Raw genomic sequence first — 17,187 nt, 5'->3', positions numbered from 1 at the left:
AATTGTCAATTGTCAATTATTCTGCAAACCTTACCTAGACTTGTTGAAAACTGAGGGAGATACGGACTATCATTGTCAATAAAAATAATTTCTTGAGAGCGTTACCATGTCCCCCTATACCGCAGCATCGTTAAAAGCCGAACTCAACTCACGAGGCTGGCGCTTGACTCCCCAACGCGAGAAAATCTTGCACGTATTCCAAAACTTACCGCGCGGCAATCATCTCAGCGCTGAAGAACTCCACAATCTACTGGAGTTGCGGGGGGAGGCAATCAGTCTCTCGACGATTTATCGCAGCGTTAAGCTCATGGCACGGATGGGGATTTTGCGAGAACTCGAACTTGCAGAAGGTCACAAACACTACGAACTCAACCAGCCCTATCCTCACCATCACCATCACATGGTCTGCATTCAGTGTAATAAGACCCTTGAATTTAAAAATGATTCTATTCTCAAACAAAGTTTAAAACAGACGGAAAAAGAAGGGGTTCAATTAATTGATTGTCAACTAACGGTTATGACTATTTGCCCGGAGGCATTACGGATGGGGTGGCCTTCGGCGTTGCCGAGCAATTGGTCTTGTACTCGAGTTCTCTCAGAACGCTTTCAGCGCGAAGACGACCGTTCGGAATCGAATGGCGATAGTGCTAACTTCCGGGATAATTAAGTCAAAGACTAAGTGATAGAGTGCGTCCGAGTTGCAAGGGGGCAGCTAAAGCGATCGCGCTTTCTCCCCAATTTAAGGGGAGAATTCTAAGTCGTCTCCAACCAGTCAAAAATTTTGTTAAGCTGAGAGAGTGTAATCAATCCATACTGCCAAAGAACCATTGGTAACAGGGTGGGCAGGAGTTGAGTTTGTTTTAGAGCAAATTGAATGGTGTCTGGCGGAAGCTTTAACTCTCGATCTAAAAACTGAATTAAGCGAGTTTGAACAGAAGGTAGCATGGCATAGCGTGTAAGGAACTAAGGTCGAGACTACTTTAGCGAAGGACTGTGACAAAGGCGCAACGCAGATGTGTCACTTCCTTGTCTGTCTGAGGTGGCGCGCGGGGCTTAGCTTTGGCGCGATGCCGTTGACAAGAGTCAAACAAACCGTTTAATGGGGATTCAGTTGGAAAAAAGAGGGAAAGAAGAATACAGGAAGCATTGCCTTCCCTGTTGCTGTAACCCCTATTCGGCAGACACCTGAAAACCTGTCCCTCATGGGTGTTATCTATCCGGAAGCAATGGCTTTAAGGCTGTGGATATCAATACGAGAACGATGAGCTTACTCTGAGAAAGCATCGCTGCATCGTTAGCCAAATTACGTGCAATAAGCAAGTTAAATATCGATCGAGAAAAAGGACATACTGCTGTCCGGTATTTCTGTCCCTATGCTTTAAACATCTAGGAGTCCAAGCAATGGCTACCCCCTTCAGTCTTATACCAGTTGCAATGCCAAAACAATACATCTCACATGGACAACCTCTCCGTCAAAATAGCCGCCATTTTTCTGGGGAAGCGATTGTAGACGAAGAAATTCCGCCTCAACATCGCGGTATGGTAATGTATCGCGGGAGTTGGTGGTTTGCTCAGTGCGATCGCGCCATGACCCTCGTTCCCGGACAGCGCGTTGAAGTCCTGGGAGCGCGCGGTACGACGTTAATCGTTCAACCGTTAACTTACTGGTAAGGTAAGCGTGAATCGAGGTTCGCGATCGCTTGGGAGTTATACTGGAAATATTAGCAGTTTTAAGGGAATTATTGATTTTTCACCATCCCTTAATCCTTACTTCCAACCCGCCCGATCCATTAATTTAACTGCATCGGAATTCTTTTCGCCGTAAACATCAACATTAAGATTAGATTCCTTAAAAGTCCCGAAAGACCGAACCGTTTCATTGGCTTCTACCCCAACAACGGCGGGATATTCATTGTTATTGTTCGCAAAAATTTTCTGTGCTTCGGGTGTTGTTAAATATTCCAAAAACTTAATGGCATTTTGCCGATGGGGGGCAGTCTTAACGACACCAGCACCGCTAATATTAACGTGAGTTCCCCCGACTTTTTGGTTTGGGAAGAAGACTCCAACTTTAGCCACTGCTTCTTTGTCGGATGAATCGGTAGAGTTTTTCATGCGGGCAAAATAGTAAGTATTCACCAGGGAAATATCGCATTCGCCCGCAGCGACAGCTTTAATATTGCTGATATCGTTTCCTTCCGGCGGTCTGGAAAAATTTTCGACAAAGCCTTTAAGCCATTGTTCGGTTTTTTGCGTTCCTATTTCGGCGATTTTAGAAGCAACTAAGGATTGATTATAGATATTACTAGAACTACGCATACAGATGCGCCCTTTCCATCTCGGGTTTGCTAAGTCTTCGTAGGTTGATAATTCTTCTGGTTTGACTTTATCGGTGTTGTAGATAATGACGCGCGCGCGCTTGGTCAAAGCATACCAGCGCCCTTGACTATCTCTAAGATTAGCGGGAATTTTGTCGTTGAGAATTTGCGAAGTAACGGGCTGCAAAATTCCTTGCTGTTCCGCGCGCCACAAATTGCCGATATCGACGGTGACGAGGACATCGGCGGGGCTATTCGCGCCTTCACTCTGAATTCGTTCGATTAATTCTTCGGCTTTACCTTCAATAAGGTTAATTTTAATTCCGGTTTCTTGGGTGAAGGTGTCGTAAAGTTGCTGGTCGGCATCGTAATGGCGAGAGGAGTAGAGGTTGATTTCGCCACTGGCGGCGCTTTTGCCCGCACTTCCGGAACCGGCGTTTTGCGCGGTGCATCCCGTTGCGATCGCGATCGCGAATCCCAGTCCGAAGCCCATTGCCCTGCGTCGAGTAATCTTCATGTCCCTTGCTGAACTCTCCTGAGTCTTAAAACGATTGAGCGTTACCATTCTAGCTTAATGAGACTCTTTCTTATTTAGGTTCGGAAAAACTTTTGAGCGATGAATTAGAATCGGACAGGAGAGACGGAGTAAAGAAGCAATTTGTTACAAGAACGCGCTTATTGGTTGGCTTGGTCGCAAGTGGCGGGAATTGGGCCGATTTTACTGCAACGGATTCACCAACACTTTGGAATGCTGTCGATCGCGTGGACTGCCCCACCTTCAGCGATCGCGGAAGTAGAGGGTATTGGTCGGAAACTGCTTGAAGCTATCGCCCAAGCGCGATCCGGTCTCGTTCCCGAAACCCTCCTCGCCGAACAGTTAGAAAAAAATCTCAATTTCTGGACTCCTATCGACCCCGAATATCCGCGCCTATTGCTAGAAATTCCCAGTCCGCCCCCCATTTTGTATTATCGAGGCATCGTTAACGCCTTGGAAAATCAAGGTAGCACGCCCGCGATCGGCATCGTCGGGACGCGCAATGCCACCGATTACGGGCGGCGGTGGACGCGCAAGCTTAGCGAAATTCTCGCCCGCCACGGTTTTACCATCGTTTCCGGGCTAGCGCTTGGTATCGACACTGAAGCCCATCGCGCCTGTTTGGAAGCCGGAGGGCGTACGATCGCGGTTTTAGGGACGGGAATCGATGTTGCCTATCCCCCCAGCAATCGAAAACTTTACGAGCAAATTCAGGAACAAGGCTTAATCCTCAGCGATTATCCCCCCGGAACCCAGCCGGATGGCAAAAACTTTCCGCCCCGCAATCGCATTATTGCGGGGTTATCTCGCGCCGTTCTGGTGATGGAAGCCGCCCAGCGTTCCGGCGCGCTAATTACCGCCCGCTACGCGAACGAATTCAATCGCGATGTTTGCATTCTGCCCAACAGTCTCGATCGCCCGCAATCCGTCGGCTGTCTGGAACTTGCGAATCGGGGCGCGCAGGTGATTTTGGGCGAAGCGCATCTGTTGGAAATGTTGGGCGAAATTCCGCAGTTGGATGAGAAACCGAGCGAACCGCCGCAACGCATTTTACCCGAACTCGCGCCCGAACTGGCTAAGGTATTGGAAGCGATTACCGATGAAGGAATTGGGTTTGACGCGATCGCGGTTGCCACCGGTTTCAGTTCTCCCCAAATTCATAACGCCCTCGTACAACTCGAACTGCTCGAACTTGTGACGTTTTTGCCCGGAATGCGCTATCGGAGAGTTTAAAGGTGGGCTACTGCCCACCCGCGAGATTCTAGACGCGATCGCCAGGAGGATCGAAAACAACAATCATCGAAGCCATCGGAATCAGTCGCCGCAGCACTTTTAAGTGACCTTCCGCATCCGACCAACTGCGAAATCGCCCCACGACAATGCGCTGTAAGTTGGGCAGCAGCCGCACGATAATCCACGGATTCAAGCAGTCTCGGTAAGGCATAATAAATCTATCTCCTTGTCGAATAGGAGCCAAAGCCAGTCCCGTGCTTTCCAGGGCGAGGGGCTGGTTTTTGACGTTGATTGTTAGTCGAAATATAGCACAAAAAAAGCTAATTATTATAGCAAATTTTTGCGCTTTTAAGCTACTAATTAGCAGCTAATTAGTAACTAATTTGTAGCTAATACCAGATTGATGTGAAGCTGCATAAAATGAAAAGTAGGGTGTGGAGCGCGAAGCGTAACGCACCGTTATCCTGAGAATTTAGGAGAGTTTATTCTCGGCAACGCAATCTTAAATTGGTATAGCGTTTTTCGTTTGCGTGAGGTACAGTTCCAAAAATCAAATCGGTAGGGGCGCGGATTTCGAGGTCGCCTCGAAATTAAACGCCGCCCCGTAGGGGCGAATGGTATTCGCCCGCTGGGTGTACCTCATCCATGTGAAAACTGCTATATAACGCGCGATCGCTTTGGAAGTTGTGAAGTTCGGATGTTATAATGACCGTGGAAAATGGAAGCGGTAGCAACGATAATTGCTAAGCGATCGCGATTCAGTTTTAATATCGTTGCAACTCCTCAGCATCCCGGAGAGAAAAATATGCTCGAGATCGTCCTAAACTGGAAACCCGACACCAAAGTTTTAACTCAATTAATGCAAGTTGCCTACCAAGAAAACAAGAGTTTAGAAAGCTTATTTGAAGACGCGATCGCGCAATATTTACAAGCTCGTTTGTCGCCTCAGAACGCCCCTAAATCTCCTGCAATCCCCGATCCGCTCATCGGGTTGTATGATGGAAGATAGCAGTAGGGTGGGCAAGACTATTAACGTTATTATCATTGCTTTTCCTTAAACTTATCTTGCCCACCAAAACATCAACGGTGGGCATTGCTAATTAAAAGTTGCTCCTTGAATTTGAGTTTACTTGCGGCAATACCCACCCTACCTCTAATTCGTTAATAATTTCTCATCGATATTGAAATAGTCGGCTAAACTACGGACTTGAGATCGGTTCATACTCTGTTTGCCATCAATCATATCTGTTATGTTAACTCGCTCTCCTAAGATGCCAGCTAAATCATCAGAACTTAATCCATTTTCTTCAATTAGATGAAGCAAGATAGATACTCCGGAAGATTGCGGAATTGGATAGTGTACTTCCTCAAATTTTTCAATGAGTATAAGTAATAATTCTAATAAAGACTCTTCTTCTGGAGTTCGATGAGACCGGCGATCGAGTTCTTCAGCCAAAGCAACTGCGCGATCGTTTTCAGCTTCAGTTTTAATGACTTTAGGTTGATACTTTATCAGTAAATTTGTATATGTACCCGAATCAAAAGCAAGGGTCATTTTTCCATCTATCTTTACTACTAAATTTAAATATTTAATACCCAGCCCCACTTAAAATTTTATAGGATAAAGATTTTCTTCATCCAATCCCCAAACCTTCATCGCAATATTCACAAGAATAATTTGACGTTGTTCTATAGCGGCATTATCCCACTGTGAAAAACTTATAAGATTCAATTTAGTCATTGCACGGTTTAATTGAGTCTTATTTCCTACAGCAATCTCTTCTACTAAGGAACGAGTAATTAACATTTGAGATTGCCTATAACCTTCAATTTTATCTTTATATTCTTTATTAGACAATGAGCTATTAATGGTTTTTTCCAATAAAGTCAAGTTTCCTAGCTTAGGAAATAAAGGATCTTTCTTCGATTGAGGAAGTATGTGTTCTATTGTAATCGACTTATCTAAATAAGATTCTAATGGCTTCAGATTTCCGTATGATTCTTTTACGATAAATTGGTCAATTTTAGCTAGAAAATATCGCAAACGAAATTTAGCTAAATTATTGCTAGATAGTTCAGACAAACTTAATCGAAAATCTTCTTTCAATAAATCTAATTTTGGCGAAATATTCTCAGCAATAAATTTATTTAAGTCATCCGAGGTTTTTACATACCTAAGCTTGCGAGCAGATTGAGCAAATTCGCGGGTTAGATTGACATCTTTACGTCGTGCTTTTCTAGTAATCGTGTTAACAAAAAGAAGATTTTCCACATAAAAAGATAGTTTATTAAATAAATTTATTTCTAAAAACCTACCACCCATAAGAAGAATTAAATGTTGCTTGATTCTACCTTGAATTTTAGCAATATTCTTCAAATATATATTGTCAGAACCATCTACATTTTTAGCATGAGTAAATTTACAGTAATGCTCTGCTGCCAAGATTAACTCATCCATAAACTTTAGAGGCTCTTTCTGTATTCCTTCTGTTTCTCCATGTTCTATAAACCAAGAATAGATTTCTTCTTCTGGAAAATTATTTTGCATTTCTACAGAGTAATGAGATAAAAGGTAGTAACGCAAGAATGGCAATGGTTCCTGATTGCTTTGATAAAGTATTTCTAAAAGCTTTCCCCATTTTATTGTTAAACTAGACCAATTCCTATCAATACTTTTGCTTGAATCTTTACTGGAAGTATGAATAAACAAATAATTTTTTAATAAATCGATAGAACTAAGACCTACTCCCCTTTCATTGATCGTCTCAAAAACCTTAAGAGCATTTTTGAGATTTGGAGTTTCTATTCTGATAATTTTAGCTCGATTAGCAATTGCTGCACAGATTTCTTTAAAACGTTTTGGGTTGTCTTCAACATTATCCGCAAGAAAAACTTTAATGACTTTCCACGCCGTATTTATATTCTGTGCCGATCGAGAAGAATTTAACCAAGATTTCTCTGGGTATAAATTATGTATAATACAATCTATAGTCTTAGCCCCTAAACTATCATACTGAAGGGATAGTCGATATTTGTTAATGTCATCTCCCGTTCTTACATCCTGAGCAGTTCCTTGAATTAATTCCTCTAAAAATTGAGATTTATCGCCTAATTCTAAAATAAAGTATCGAAGAGCGCAAAAAACTAGATACAGAGTTGTAACTCTTTGCTGACCATCAATTAATTGAAATGTTTTCCTGTCATCAGTAGAATCTGGACAAACGACAATGGAACCTAAAAAATATTCCGATAAATTAGAACTAGAATTTCCTTCAAATAAACTAAGATTATCAAATAAATCCTCTAATAACTTTTGAACGTTCTGTTTTTCCCAAACATATTCTCGTTGAAAATCAGGTACACTGTAAAAATCTTCAAACAATCCAGACAGACTCAGATCTCTCGACTCAATCGTTGGGCTAGGCGACATGATTTTTGACATATGTTAATATTTGTGATGAAGTCGATCGGTTATTTATGAAGCAGTATTTATTATAGCGAAGTGTTCTCGATCGGACTTCCGAAAATACACTCAGTTAGAGAGTAACATAGGGTTGGGTAAAGCTATTGAGGTTGCCTCATCACTTTTTTATTGAACTTTACCTTGCCCACTAAAATATCTGCGGTGGGTATTGATATAAATTGTTTTTTACCTAAAACTTTACGAAACTTACCGTAAAAATAAAATCTGGTCGTAGTTTAATTATGCTAGCTCGGATTAATCGCTCGATTGCGAAAACCGACCTCAATAATTAGGCAGACTGCATTTGCGCTAGCACAGGATTGGTGCGTTACGCTTCGCTAATACATCCTACTTTTACTTAAGTCAGTGGTATTCCACCCTACCTCTCTTTAACCTACAGCAAACTCGGTAAACTTTCGTTTATACGGAGCGTGAAATGCCAAAACAATATCTTGCTTGGGAACGCCAGCTTCAACTAATTCATTTGCCACACCCGTTTCCGTTCCGTCGCGTTCGATCCAAATTTTACCCTCTTTGATTTCTACATAAATAATACACCCAAAGACTCGAATTAGATCGTCCCAGCCAAGGTGCAAAAGTTGGTAGCGATCTCGCTCAGTATCAAAAATTAAATGAACTTCCGTTTTCGAGTTTAAATTCTTTCCGACATGACCTTTGATAATCGTTTGTACCAGTTCGCTATAGTTTAGTCTATCCATAAAACAATCTCCTCTCTATTCGGGGAAAAAACGACAAGCTTTACTTGATTCTCTGCTATAACTTCTTTGATAAAATTACCTGTAAAAAATCTTCATAAATATCGAAAGACACGGCTAAATATAAAATCCTACTATTCTCTACCTCAATACAATTGCTTGAAGTTAGGGCAATTTAATTATACTCTACCTATCGCATTTTTCGTGTGGGGTACACCGTGCGGGCGAATGCCATTCGCCCCTACCAATCTGATATTCAATTTTTGTACCTTATCCATTGGAAAAATGCTCTACCATTTCCTAGGGTGCGTTAGGCGCAAGCTAAACCTATGAAAAAAGAAAGGAGTTTTTCAGTGCGCCGTAACGCACCGTCTTGGTGCGTTACGCTTCGCTAACACACCCTACTTTTTCTCCTCGTATCTTGTAAATGGTGCGTTACGCTTCGCTAACACACCCTACTTTTTCTTCTTGTATCTTATAAACTACTTTTTACACCATTTCTTATCGCATCCTGTAGGGACGTTATCTATAACGTCCCTACAGGAATTCATTTTTAGCCCTTACTTCGCGCCGACGGGCATCCCTAAGATATCTTCAATCTTTGGCATATCTTCCAAGGCAATAACGCGCCCTTCGTCCTCAAATCCAGAGATTTGGTCGAAGTTTAAGTAACGATACAAATCTGCCGCAAAGGGGTCGATTTTCTTCGTCACAATCTCCATGTATTCCTCAACGCTGGGAATGCGTCCGAGCAAGGCACAAACTGCCGCTAATTCTGCGGAACCGAGGTAGACTCGCGCGCCTTTACCCATGCGGTTATTGAAGTTACGAGTAGAAGTTGAAAACACGGTTGCATTATCTTCAACTCGCGCTTGGTTGCCCATACAAAGCGAACATCCCGGCATTTCCGTGCGCGCTCCGGCGGCAGCAAAAATTCCATATACGCCTTCTTCGCGTAATTGTTGTTCGTCCATGCGAGTCGGCGGACAAATCCATAGCCGAACTTTCACCGTTCCTGCCCCTTCTAATATCTTGGCAGCAGCGCGATAATGACCGATATTGGTCATGCAAGAACCGATGAAGACTTCATCGATTTTATCGCCCGTACATTCAGACATTAATTTGACGTTATCGGGGTCGTTAGGTGCGGCAACGATGGGTTCTTTAATCTCGCTTAAATTCACTTCCAAAACGTCTGCATATTCCGCATCTTCATCGGCAGACATTAACTCGGGTTTCGCCAACCATTGCTCCATTTTGGCGACGCGGCGCATAATTGTGCGACCATCTTGATAGCCGCGCGCAACCATATTTTTGAGCAGGGAAACGTTGGAACGCAAGTATTCGGCGACGGTTTCCGTTCCCAGTTTAATCGTCGAACCGGCGCAGGAACGTTCGGCAGTCGCATCGGTGAGTTCAAAGGCTTGTTCGACTTTCAAATCGGGCAATCCTTCCATTTCCATAATGCGCCCGTTGAAAAGGTTTTGTTTGTTCTCTTTGCCGACGGTGAGTTTGCCCTGTTGCATGGCTACCCAAGGAATGGCGTTAACGATATCGCGCAGGGTGACTCCGGGTTGCAGTTCGCCGGTAAACTTGACGAGGACGGATTCGGGCATATCGAGGGGCATTACGCCCAAGGCTGCGGCGAAGGCAACTAAGCCGGAACCGGCGGGGAAGGAGATTCCCAGGGGGAAACGGGTGTGGGAGTCGCCGCCAGTGCCGATAGTGTCGGGCAGCAGCATTCGGTTCAACCAAGAGTGAATGATGCCGTCGCCGGGACGCAGGGCAACGCCGCCGCGCGTGGCGAAGAAGTCGGGTAAGTCTTTGTGGGTTTTGATATCGACGGGTTTGGGATAGGCGGCGGTGTGGCAGAAACTCTGCATGGTTAAGTCGGCGCTGAAGCCAAGGCAGGCGAGTTCTTTGAGTTCGTCGCGAGTCATGGGGCCGGTGGTATCCTGGGAACCGACGGTCGTCATTAGGGGTTCGCAGGATGTGCCGGGACGCACGCCGGGGAGTCCGCAGGCTTTGCCAACCATTTTTTGCGCGAGGGTGTAGCCTTTGCCGGTGTCTTCGGGGGGTTGGGGGCGAACGAAGAGGGTGCTAGGGGGAAGTCCCATCGCGTCGCGGGTTTTGTCGGTGAGACTGCGCCCGATGAGGAGGGGAATGCGTCCGCCCGCGCGCACTTCGTCGAGGATGGTGTCGGGTTTGAGGGCGAAGGTAGTAATGGTTTCACCGCTTTCGTTGGTGATTTTGCCTTCGTAGGGATAAATGGTGATGACATCGCCGGTTTCGAGTCCGGTGACATCGCATTCAATGGGCAACGCGCCGGAGTCTTCAGCGGTGTTGAAGAAGATGGGGGCAATTTTACCGCCGAGGATGTAGCCGCCGGAACGTTTGTTGGGGACGAAGGGGATGTCTTCGCCGATGTACCAGAGGACGGAGTTGATGGCGGATTTGCGCGAGGAACCCGTTCCGACGACATCGCCGACGTAGGCGACGGGGTGGCCTTTTTCTTTGAGTTGGGCGATGGTTTGGAGTCCCTCGGGCATCCGCGATTCGAGCATGGCGAGTGCGTGCAAAGGGATGTCGGGGCGGGTGGTGGCGTGGGGGGCGGGGGATAAGTCGTCGGTGTTGGTTTCGCCGGGGACTTTAAAGACGGTGACGGTGATGGATTGAGGAAGTTTGGGTTTGTCGATGAACCAGGCGGCGTTTGCCCATGCGTCGATGACTTGTTTGGCGTAGGGGTTGATGTCGCTGAGGTGGAGGACATCGTTGAACGCATCGAAGGCGAGGAGGATTTTGCTGAGGGCGGTGGCGGCGGCGCTGGCGAGGTTGCTGTCGCGAGATTTGAGCAGTTCGACGAGGGATTGGACGTTATAGCCGCCTACCATTGTACCGAGAAGTTCGATCGCGCCTTGGGGGAAAATTAGGGGACATTGGATTTCTCCTTTGGCTACGGCGGTGAGAAATCCGGCTTTGACGTAAGCGGCTTCATCGACTCCGGGAGGAACGCGATCGCGCAATAATAGCATTAATTCCCCTTCTTCTCCGGCGGGGGGGTTTTTCAGCAGTTCGCAGAGTTCGGCAGTTTGTTGGGCGTTGAGGGGCAAGGGTGGGATGCCAAGGGCGGCTCTTTCGGCGACGTGCTGGCGATATGCTTCTAACATCTTTAAGCGTTTCTCCTGGATGATTTGGATTGTCTGCATACTGTAACGAAACGGCGCGCAAAATTTCTGCTTGCTGCGTACCGCTTTCGAGTGCTTGCAGGGATGCCTCTGGCTAAATTGTTACAAAGGATGACGCAACGAGCAACTGGCTGGTTTTATGGGTTTTGAGTTGGAGGAAGGCACGATTGACTCAAATCAATTCTAATCGTGATGCGTTACGAGAATCCCTAACGGATCCTACTTTCTAGTTCTATGGAATTTTTTGGTGCAAACAGTATGACATTACAAGAGTTACAAGATCGAGTATTGCAGTTATCTCTTAGCGAGCGCTGGCGTTTAGTTGAATCTTTATTAAATTCTATTCGCAAAGAAATGCAAGTTCCGAGTTTGCTTGAATCAGAGCAGAGCTACTTCATGAATCTAGACCCTTGGACTCAAAGCTTAGTTGGTGTCGTTCAGTTAAATATAGAAGACGAAATTGATATTTACACTAATTATTTAGAGGAGAAATACCGTTAAAAATAGTGTTATTTGATAGGATACTTTCTAGTAAACAGTTATCAGTAAAGTGCAAACCTTTCTTTGCAAATAACAATCTAGCTACTTGAGTAAACGGACAAAGCCTGCCTGCTCAAAATGCTGGTCAGTTGTCAGAGCATCTTGAATTCCAAGTTGTTGCATAATAACGAAAGATGTACAGTCAACCAACGACCAAGCTTTGTCGATTCTGCCTTTGCAGAGTTCCCAAGCCATAGCATCTTGTTTGTTGTTAATATAAATAATATCAATGTATTCGGCTGTCTTAATAGCATCAATAATTTCAAAGACACGCGCACGAGAAACCCGAAGTGGGCTGTTTAATAGGGCTACCAACTCAGCAATTATATAGTTAGTCGTATAAATTTTTCTTTTTTGTTTTAAGGCGAGCCGAAAATGATGTTCTGCCTGGGGGTAGTGAAATTGATTAGCAACAAAAAGACTTGCCCAACCTGATGTATCGACAAATAAATTATTCATTCCGTTTTAGTTTCTGACGCAAAGCTTGTCCAATATAGTAGTCATGGTTTTCTGCTAAGTCGGAAACGTCTACATTCAGGGAACCAATTAATCGTAAAAGTGGATCTGTTTCTCCAGGTTGTTCTGACTCACTTTGAGATGAAATTGTCAACTGTTGCGAAAGTAACTGTAACATAACTTCCTCCATCGATTGATTTAAGCATTCTGCTCGCTCGGTCAGCGCTTGCTCTAAATGATCTGGAAGAACGAGCGTGAGTGTTCTAGCCATGTTTGCTCCTTGTAATTAAACAAAAACTTTTTTAACGGATCGCTTAAATTATAGCAATTGTCGAGTTATTTTTACCGTTTTCGAGCGTGTTTTTACATTTGTTCGCGACTTCTATTTTGGATTGAGTTCAAATACAAGGAGGAGGCTCATAAGGTCTGTCAATTTATTTTACCCTTGCTTTCGGCTACGCTCGATTTCCACCGCAATCTTACCGCCAAAATCGGGGATGGGGGCGGCGGGTTTGGTTAATTTGACGCGCACTTGTTGTATTTTTTCGAGTTCGAGGAGGGATTCTGCGATCGCGGCGGCTAATCGTTCGATTAAGGCAAACTTCGACTGTTGAATTAAACTTTTAGTTCGCGCGATCGCGTCTCGATAATCCAACGTATCTTCTAAATTATCCGTTTCCCCCGCCCGAGTTAAATCTACGCCCAACGTTAAATCGACTTCAAACCATTGTCCCAATACTTTTTCTTCAGGAAGAAAGCCGATGTAACCGTAGGCGCGAATTCCGGCAATATGAATTGAATCTATCGTTTCAGTGAGTTGCATTGATTGAAATTTAGAGGTTGTTGAGGCGCGATCGCTGGTCGGGATTTTCGATCTTAGCGCTCATTTTACAATACACGATCGCGAAAGCAAAACATTAAGCTGCATTTTCAAACGCCTACTCCTTGGAGTAGTTTTCGAGGAGGCAGCACGTCTAAATCGCTAGCGTCCGCCGATAAAGAGGTTTGGCTTTCTCTAAATTAAAAGCTGCCTTATGCAAGACACGAAGGAAAGAAAGAGTTTAAAATATAGAGACGAAAGCGAAAATTTACTATGAAAGTCAAGCTAACTCCTGACGGACAAGTTGAAATTCCAACTCAAGTGCAACAACAGCTAGGAATCCAAGCAGGAGACGAACTTTTACTCGTCTGCACGGGAACTGAAATTCTTTTGCGCGCTATTAAACCAAAGCGGCTAAGCGAGTTTTATGGCGTTCTTCCGGTTAATATCCCCTATCCCGGAAAGGAATCAGTACGCCAGCAAGCCGGAGAAACTTTTTGGCGAGAGAGCGCAACTGAAAGCTGATGAATGACCTCTGGGTTGATGCGAATATCTTACTCCGATTGCTAACGGGAGAGCCGCCAGAACTTGCTCAGCGAGCGTTACGCCTAGTTCAAAGAGCAGAAAGAGGAGAAGTAACGCTAAGACTTTCACCAATGGTTGTAGCAGAAATCATTTGGGTTTTAAGTTCTTTTTATCGATATTCTCGCACTGAAATTGCTGAGGTTTTGTTGCCTTTAATCGTAGCAGAAGGAATTATCGCAGAACAAGCAGAACAAACGATCGCGGCGATCGAGCGAATGGCAGCAGTCAATGTCGATTTTATGGATGCTTTTTTGGCAGAAGTTGCTCGTAAGGAAGGAGGGGCAGTAGCTTCTTTCGATCGCGATTTTCGACGATTAGAGATTCCGTGGCTCGAGCCAGAATAAATCAAACGAGTTCAAATCCCGTGGCTTTTTCCAATCACCCAATGACGGCGGAAAAAACGCGCTAAAGATGACTCTTCTAAAGGTAAATAGATCGGCCGTCCGTGGGGACAAGTGCGGGGGTTGCGGGTTTGCTGCCAGCGATCGAGAATGTCCTGCATTTCTGGCAAACTTAATACAGTCCCGTTGCGAATCGCACTGCGACAGGCAACTGCAACTTGGGCGGTTTGTAAGTCGCCGCCCCAACTGAGTTCGAGTAGGGCGGCGGCACAATCTTCTCGCGGTTGCAGCATCGCTGGGAGGGTTCGCACTGCCCACATTTGTTCGCCGAAAGGTTCGATTTCGAGGTTAATTCGCTGTAATTGGGCGATTTGGGCGGGGATGAGATTGTTGAGGATGAGGGGCGGTTCGATTCCGACGAGTTGCCAAGCCTCGAGGAGTTCTTCGTAGAGGATGCGTTCGTGGGCGATATGTTGTTCGACGAGCCAGATTCCGTTAGGATGTTCGGCGACGATGTAGGTTTTGTTGACTTGGGCGACGGCGCGTAGGGAGATGGCGCTGCTTTTACTGACGGCGACTTGCAGGTTAGGATTGAGTTTATACTGGCTGCTTTTGGCTTCGGCGGCTTTCAGCACTTGGCTGATGCGTTGGTGTCCGGCGGCGCTTAAGTCGGTGGGGCTAAGGCGCAGGGCTTGTTCGATGGTTTCGGCGACGCGATCGCGCCATTGCGCCATAGAATGCAAGTATATTTCTTGTTTGGCGGGATGGCGATTCCAGTCGATTTGGGCGGGATCGGTGCAAAGGTGTAAAAAGCAGACGGGGAAGCGATCGCGCGGTAGAGTACGATGGGTAGCTGCGATCGCGGCTTGTTCGAGTTCCGGCGATCGCACGATTCGCCCGTTGATCGCAACTTTAACCCAATCGGGGCGGTGACGATGGCAGCGATCGGGCAATCCCAATACAATTTCGATGCCAGCCTTTGCATTTTGAATTTCTTCCCCGATTTCAGAATTTAAATACTGTAAATCGCTCGCACGCACCGATTTTAGCAATTGCGGCACGACTTCTTTTGCTGTCGGACTGGGGCTGAGGTTGAACCAAGGTTCGCCGTTTTGTAACACCTGCCAAGCAATAGCGGGATAGCATAGGGCGAGGTGATAAATGGTTTCTTGAACGGCTTTGAGTTGTTGCGATTTTGAGGGGAGGGCGCTGCGACGAACGGGGATGGTTGCAAATAAGTCGGAAACGGTAACGATGGTTCCGGGCGCGATCGCGGTAATTTCTTCTCGAATGGCTTTCCCGGCGCGATCGTAACTCACCCGCCAGCCGAAATCTTCCAAACTCGAACGACTCGCAATTTCTAGCGTTCCTAACTGCGCTAAACTGTGTAGCGCTTCGCCGCGAAACCCCAAACTCGCAATCTTCCACAAATCGGCGCGATCGCGGATTTTGCTCGTACAATGCGCTCCTGCACAAACCTGTAAATCTGTCAAGTCCATGCCGCCGCCATTATCGGCAACCTGCAAGCGCCACAAATCGGGAAATAACGCGATCGTCAGCCGTCGCGCCCCCGCATCGATCGCATTTTCCACTAACTCCCGCACCGCCGCTGCTAGCGAGTCAATCGTTTCGCCCGCCGCAATTAAGGTGACAATTTCTGGCGGCAAGGGTTGAATTTTCACCACTTGCACCCGAGGCTTAATAATCGCATTCAAAACTCAAAATCGTCGCCCATTTCAAATTCGATAAAATGGTCGAGCATTTCTTCCATTATATCCCTCGCTACTCGTCGTAAAACATCGGGCCCTTTCATAAACCTTTGAATCGTTAGCTTCTTTTTATAGAAATCCAGAACAAAATCGCGAACTTCCGAGATAACTTCCCTTTTGCGATCCACTTCCGCCATCATTTCCGCGATCGCGTCGATTCCTTCCTTCTTTGCTCGGCGATAATCCGCCACCATTACACCTTCTGGCGTTCGTCTGACTTGGCGCAACTCTTCTTTTAGCTGTTCGTATTGCTGCTTCAAAAGTTCGTTTTGTTGTTCGAGAGACTGACAGCGGCGCGTTACCGAATCTTCATTGTTGAGGTCGATCTTTTCCCCAACTTTATGCTTTTTCTCCAGTTCTAAAAGTCGAGCGAGATCGCCTTGCTTGTACGCCGTATTGATTTCTTTCATGATTTCCGTATGATGGCGTTGCGTCTCCGGATCGGTAACGAGATCGGGGTGAAAAATCTCGGCTAATCTTAAAAAAGTTTGCCGAATCTTTCGCGACTCTTTGCTATGAGGTGCTGGCGAGGGTTGAAAATCTTCAAAAGTCCGTTGCTGGCGATCGCGCTCCGAACCGGGCGCTTTAAATTCGCGTTCTTCTGTCTGAGATTGCTCGAACAGTTCGTCTAAAAAATCTTCATCTTGGGGGCGTTCTCGGCGCTTATGAGTGATAATCCCAAGCGTCTGAAGATTCCCATAAATGATTTCTATATTCTTGCGCGTTTGTTTGTCTAGTTTGCGCTCGGTAAGAATTTTATCGAACAGTTCGTGAATTTCGCGATCGAGTTCGGCAATTCTTTGTAAGCCCGCCAGTCCTTGATGGAAAACTGCCGTTGCCAAAGTTCGCATTTGTTCGACAAAATTGGTTAATTCCGTTCGCTTTCTTTTGATTAACCCTAACAGCTTTTTGTGTTCTTCTTCCAAAGCCGCCAGACGTAGAGGGACTTCAGGAAGCGCGAGAGAGGATTGAGTTTTCGCTGTCGGGCGAGGAGTTGTAGCGTGAGTTTTTCGCGGCATAGGACTGAGTGCGATCGCGGGGAACCGGATTTATGTTAGCTTGAATTGCGATAGGAAGATCGAAAATTGCGATCGCGATCGAACAATGGAGTTCTCCAGTAAGATGACAACAGCACAGTCCGAACCACGTCCTTAGAAATGGCTAAAACCCTTACTGTATAATAGATGGGCGATACTGGATTTGAACCAGTGACCCCTTCCGTGTGA

Annotated in this window: 19 protein-coding genes; 7 read left to right on the top strand and 12 right to left on the bottom strand. The window is 45.8% G+C overall.

Going from position 1 to position 17,187, the window contains the following annotated elements:
- The first annotated feature begins 106 nt into the window (after positions 1 to 106).
- The gene (locus tag H6G50_RS13370) at positions 107 to 667 is read left to right on the top strand and encodes a transcriptional repressor (protein ID WP_190717026.1); all 561 of its coding nucleotides are present in this window, start codon (positions 107 to 109) and stop codon (positions 665 to 667) included.
- Positions 668 to 753: 86 nt separating this feature from the next.
- Here the strand turns inward: H6G50_RS13370 and H6G50_RS13365 are convergent, their stop codons facing one another.
- Complete coding sequence (locus H6G50_RS13365; RefSeq protein WP_190717024.1) at positions 754 to 945, bottom strand: DUF2949 domain-containing protein; 192 nt, start codon at positions 943 to 945, stop codon at positions 754 to 756.
- Positions 946 to 1,401: 456 nt separating this feature from the next.
- Here H6G50_RS13365 and H6G50_RS13360 point away from each other — a divergent pair, with 456 nt between their 5' ends.
- Complete coding sequence (locus tag H6G50_RS13360) at positions 1,402 to 1,671, top strand: NfeD family protein (protein WP_242032822.1); 270 nt, start codon at positions 1,402 to 1,404, stop codon at positions 1,669 to 1,671.
- A 96-nt stretch (positions 1,672 to 1,767) separates the two neighbouring features.
- On the opposite strand, the gene H6G50_RS13355 is transcribed toward H6G50_RS13360, so the two are convergent.
- Positions 1,768 to 2,835, bottom strand: a complete 1,068-nt coding sequence (locus tag H6G50_RS13355) for a Fe(3+) ABC transporter substrate-binding protein (RefSeq protein WP_190717022.1) — start codon at positions 2,833 to 2,835, stop codon at positions 1,768 to 1,770.
- Positions 2,836 to 2,976: 141 nt separating this feature from the next.
- Here H6G50_RS13355 and dprA point away from each other — a divergent pair, with 141 nt between their 5' ends.
- Entirely contained in the window at positions 2,977 to 4,086 is a 1,110-nt protein-coding gene (dprA, locus tag H6G50_RS13350) for a DNA-processing protein DprA (protein ID WP_190717020.1), read from the top strand.
- Between the two features lie 28 nt (positions 4,087 to 4,114).
- Here the strand turns inward: dprA and H6G50_RS13345 are convergent, their stop codons facing one another.
- Positions 4,115 to 4,297 (bottom strand): hypothetical protein, encoded by a 183-nt coding sequence (locus H6G50_RS13345; RefSeq protein WP_190717019.1) that lies wholly within the window; start codon positions 4,295 to 4,297, stop codon positions 4,115 to 4,117.
- A gap of 507 nt (positions 4,298 to 4,804) precedes the next feature.
- Between H6G50_RS13345 and H6G50_RS13340 the strand changes: the two genes are divergently transcribed.
- Positions 4,805 to 5,095, top strand: a complete 291-nt coding sequence (locus H6G50_RS13340) for a hypothetical protein (RefSeq protein WP_190717017.1) — start codon at positions 4,805 to 4,807, stop codon at positions 5,093 to 5,095.
- 144 nt (positions 5,096 to 5,239) lie between these two features.
- Here H6G50_RS13340 and H6G50_RS13335 read toward each other — a convergent pair whose 3' ends face one another.
- The 4 genes from H6G50_RS13335 to acnB form a co-directional block, all read right to left on the bottom strand.
- Positions 5,240 to 5,692: a transcriptional regulator gene (locus H6G50_RS13335; protein WP_190717015.1), complete on the bottom strand. Its 453-nt coding sequence runs from the start codon at positions 5,690 to 5,692 to the stop codon at positions 5,240 to 5,242.
- Positions 5,693 to 7,528 (bottom strand): DUF262 domain-containing protein, encoded by a 1,836-nt coding sequence (locus tag H6G50_RS13330; protein WP_199302910.1) that lies wholly within the window; start codon positions 7,526 to 7,528, stop codon positions 5,693 to 5,695. It lies immediately after the preceding gene.
- Positions 7,529 to 7,938: 410 nt separating this feature from the next.
- Positions 7,939 to 8,268 (bottom strand): XisI protein, encoded by a 330-nt coding sequence (locus H6G50_RS13325; protein WP_190717013.1) that lies wholly within the window; start codon positions 8,266 to 8,268, stop codon positions 7,939 to 7,941.
- Positions 8,269 to 8,825: 557 nt separating this feature from the next.
- Positions 8,826 to 11,432 carry a bifunctional aconitate hydratase 2/2-methylisocitrate dehydratase gene (acnB, locus tag H6G50_RS13320; RefSeq protein ID WP_190717011.1) on the bottom strand — a complete coding sequence of 869 codons (2,607 nt, stop codon included), beginning with the start codon at positions 11,430 to 11,432 and terminating at the stop codon, positions 8,826 to 8,828.
- A 252-nt stretch (positions 11,433 to 11,684) separates the two neighbouring features.
- Between acnB and H6G50_RS13315 the strand changes: the two genes are divergently transcribed.
- The gene (locus tag H6G50_RS13315) at positions 11,685 to 11,951 is read left to right on the top strand and encodes a hypothetical protein (RefSeq protein WP_242032821.1); all 267 of its coding nucleotides are present in this window, start codon (positions 11,685 to 11,687) and stop codon (positions 11,949 to 11,951) included.
- A gap of 81 nt (positions 11,952 to 12,032) precedes the next feature.
- Here H6G50_RS13315 and H6G50_RS13310 read toward each other — a convergent pair whose 3' ends face one another.
- The 3 genes from H6G50_RS13310 to folB form a co-directional block, all read right to left on the bottom strand.
- Positions 12,033 to 12,449: a PIN domain-containing protein gene (locus tag H6G50_RS13310; protein ID WP_190717009.1), complete on the bottom strand. Its 417-nt coding sequence runs from the start codon at positions 12,447 to 12,449 to the stop codon at positions 12,033 to 12,035.
- Positions 12,442 to 12,717, bottom strand: a complete 276-nt coding sequence (locus H6G50_RS13305; RefSeq protein ID WP_190717007.1) for a hypothetical protein — start codon at positions 12,715 to 12,717, stop codon at positions 12,442 to 12,444. The genes H6G50_RS13310 and H6G50_RS13305 overlap by 8 nt, the downstream gene beginning before the upstream one ends.
- Before the next feature lie 168 nt (positions 12,718 to 12,885).
- The gene (gene folB, locus H6G50_RS13300; protein WP_190717189.1) at positions 12,886 to 13,251 is read right to left on the bottom strand and encodes a dihydroneopterin aldolase; all 366 of its coding nucleotides are present in this window, start codon (positions 13,249 to 13,251) and stop codon (positions 12,886 to 12,888) included.
- Between the two features lie 288 nt (positions 13,252 to 13,539).
- On the opposite strand from folB, the gene H6G50_RS13295 reads away from it, so the two are divergent.
- Both H6G50_RS13295 and H6G50_RS13290 read left to right on the top strand, forming a co-directional pair.
- A complete protein-coding gene (locus tag H6G50_RS13295; RefSeq protein ID WP_190717005.1) occupies positions 13,540 to 13,791 on the top strand; it encodes an AbrB/MazE/SpoVT family DNA-binding domain-containing protein in 252 nt (83 codons plus the stop codon).
- The gene (locus tag H6G50_RS13290) at positions 13,791 to 14,195 is read left to right on the top strand and encodes a PIN domain-containing protein (RefSeq protein ID WP_190717003.1); all 405 of its coding nucleotides are present in this window, start codon (positions 13,791 to 13,793) and stop codon (positions 14,193 to 14,195) included. Before H6G50_RS13295 ends, H6G50_RS13290 begins: the two co-directional genes overlap by 1 nt.
- A gap of 11 nt (positions 14,196 to 14,206) precedes the next feature.
- Here H6G50_RS13290 and mutL read toward each other — a convergent pair whose 3' ends face one another.
- Complete coding sequence (mutL, locus tag H6G50_RS13285) at positions 14,207 to 15,907, bottom strand: DNA mismatch repair endonuclease MutL (RefSeq protein WP_199302906.1); 1,701 nt, start codon at positions 15,905 to 15,907, stop codon at positions 14,207 to 14,209.
- Positions 15,904 to 16,980, bottom strand: coding sequence for a molecular chaperone DnaJ (locus H6G50_RS13280; protein ID WP_190717001.1), 1,077 nt, complete (start codon positions 16,978 to 16,980; stop codon positions 15,904 to 15,906). Before H6G50_RS13280 ends, mutL begins: the two co-directional genes overlap by 4 nt.
- Positions 16,981 to 17,187: the final 207 nt, after the last annotated feature.

Source organism: Oscillatoria sp. FACHB-1406, from assembly GCF_014698145.1.
Taxonomy (GTDB): domain Bacteria; phylum Cyanobacteriota; class Cyanobacteriia; order Cyanobacteriales; family Spirulinaceae; genus FACHB-1406.
This window is presented reverse-complemented; position numbering and strand designations above follow the sequence as displayed.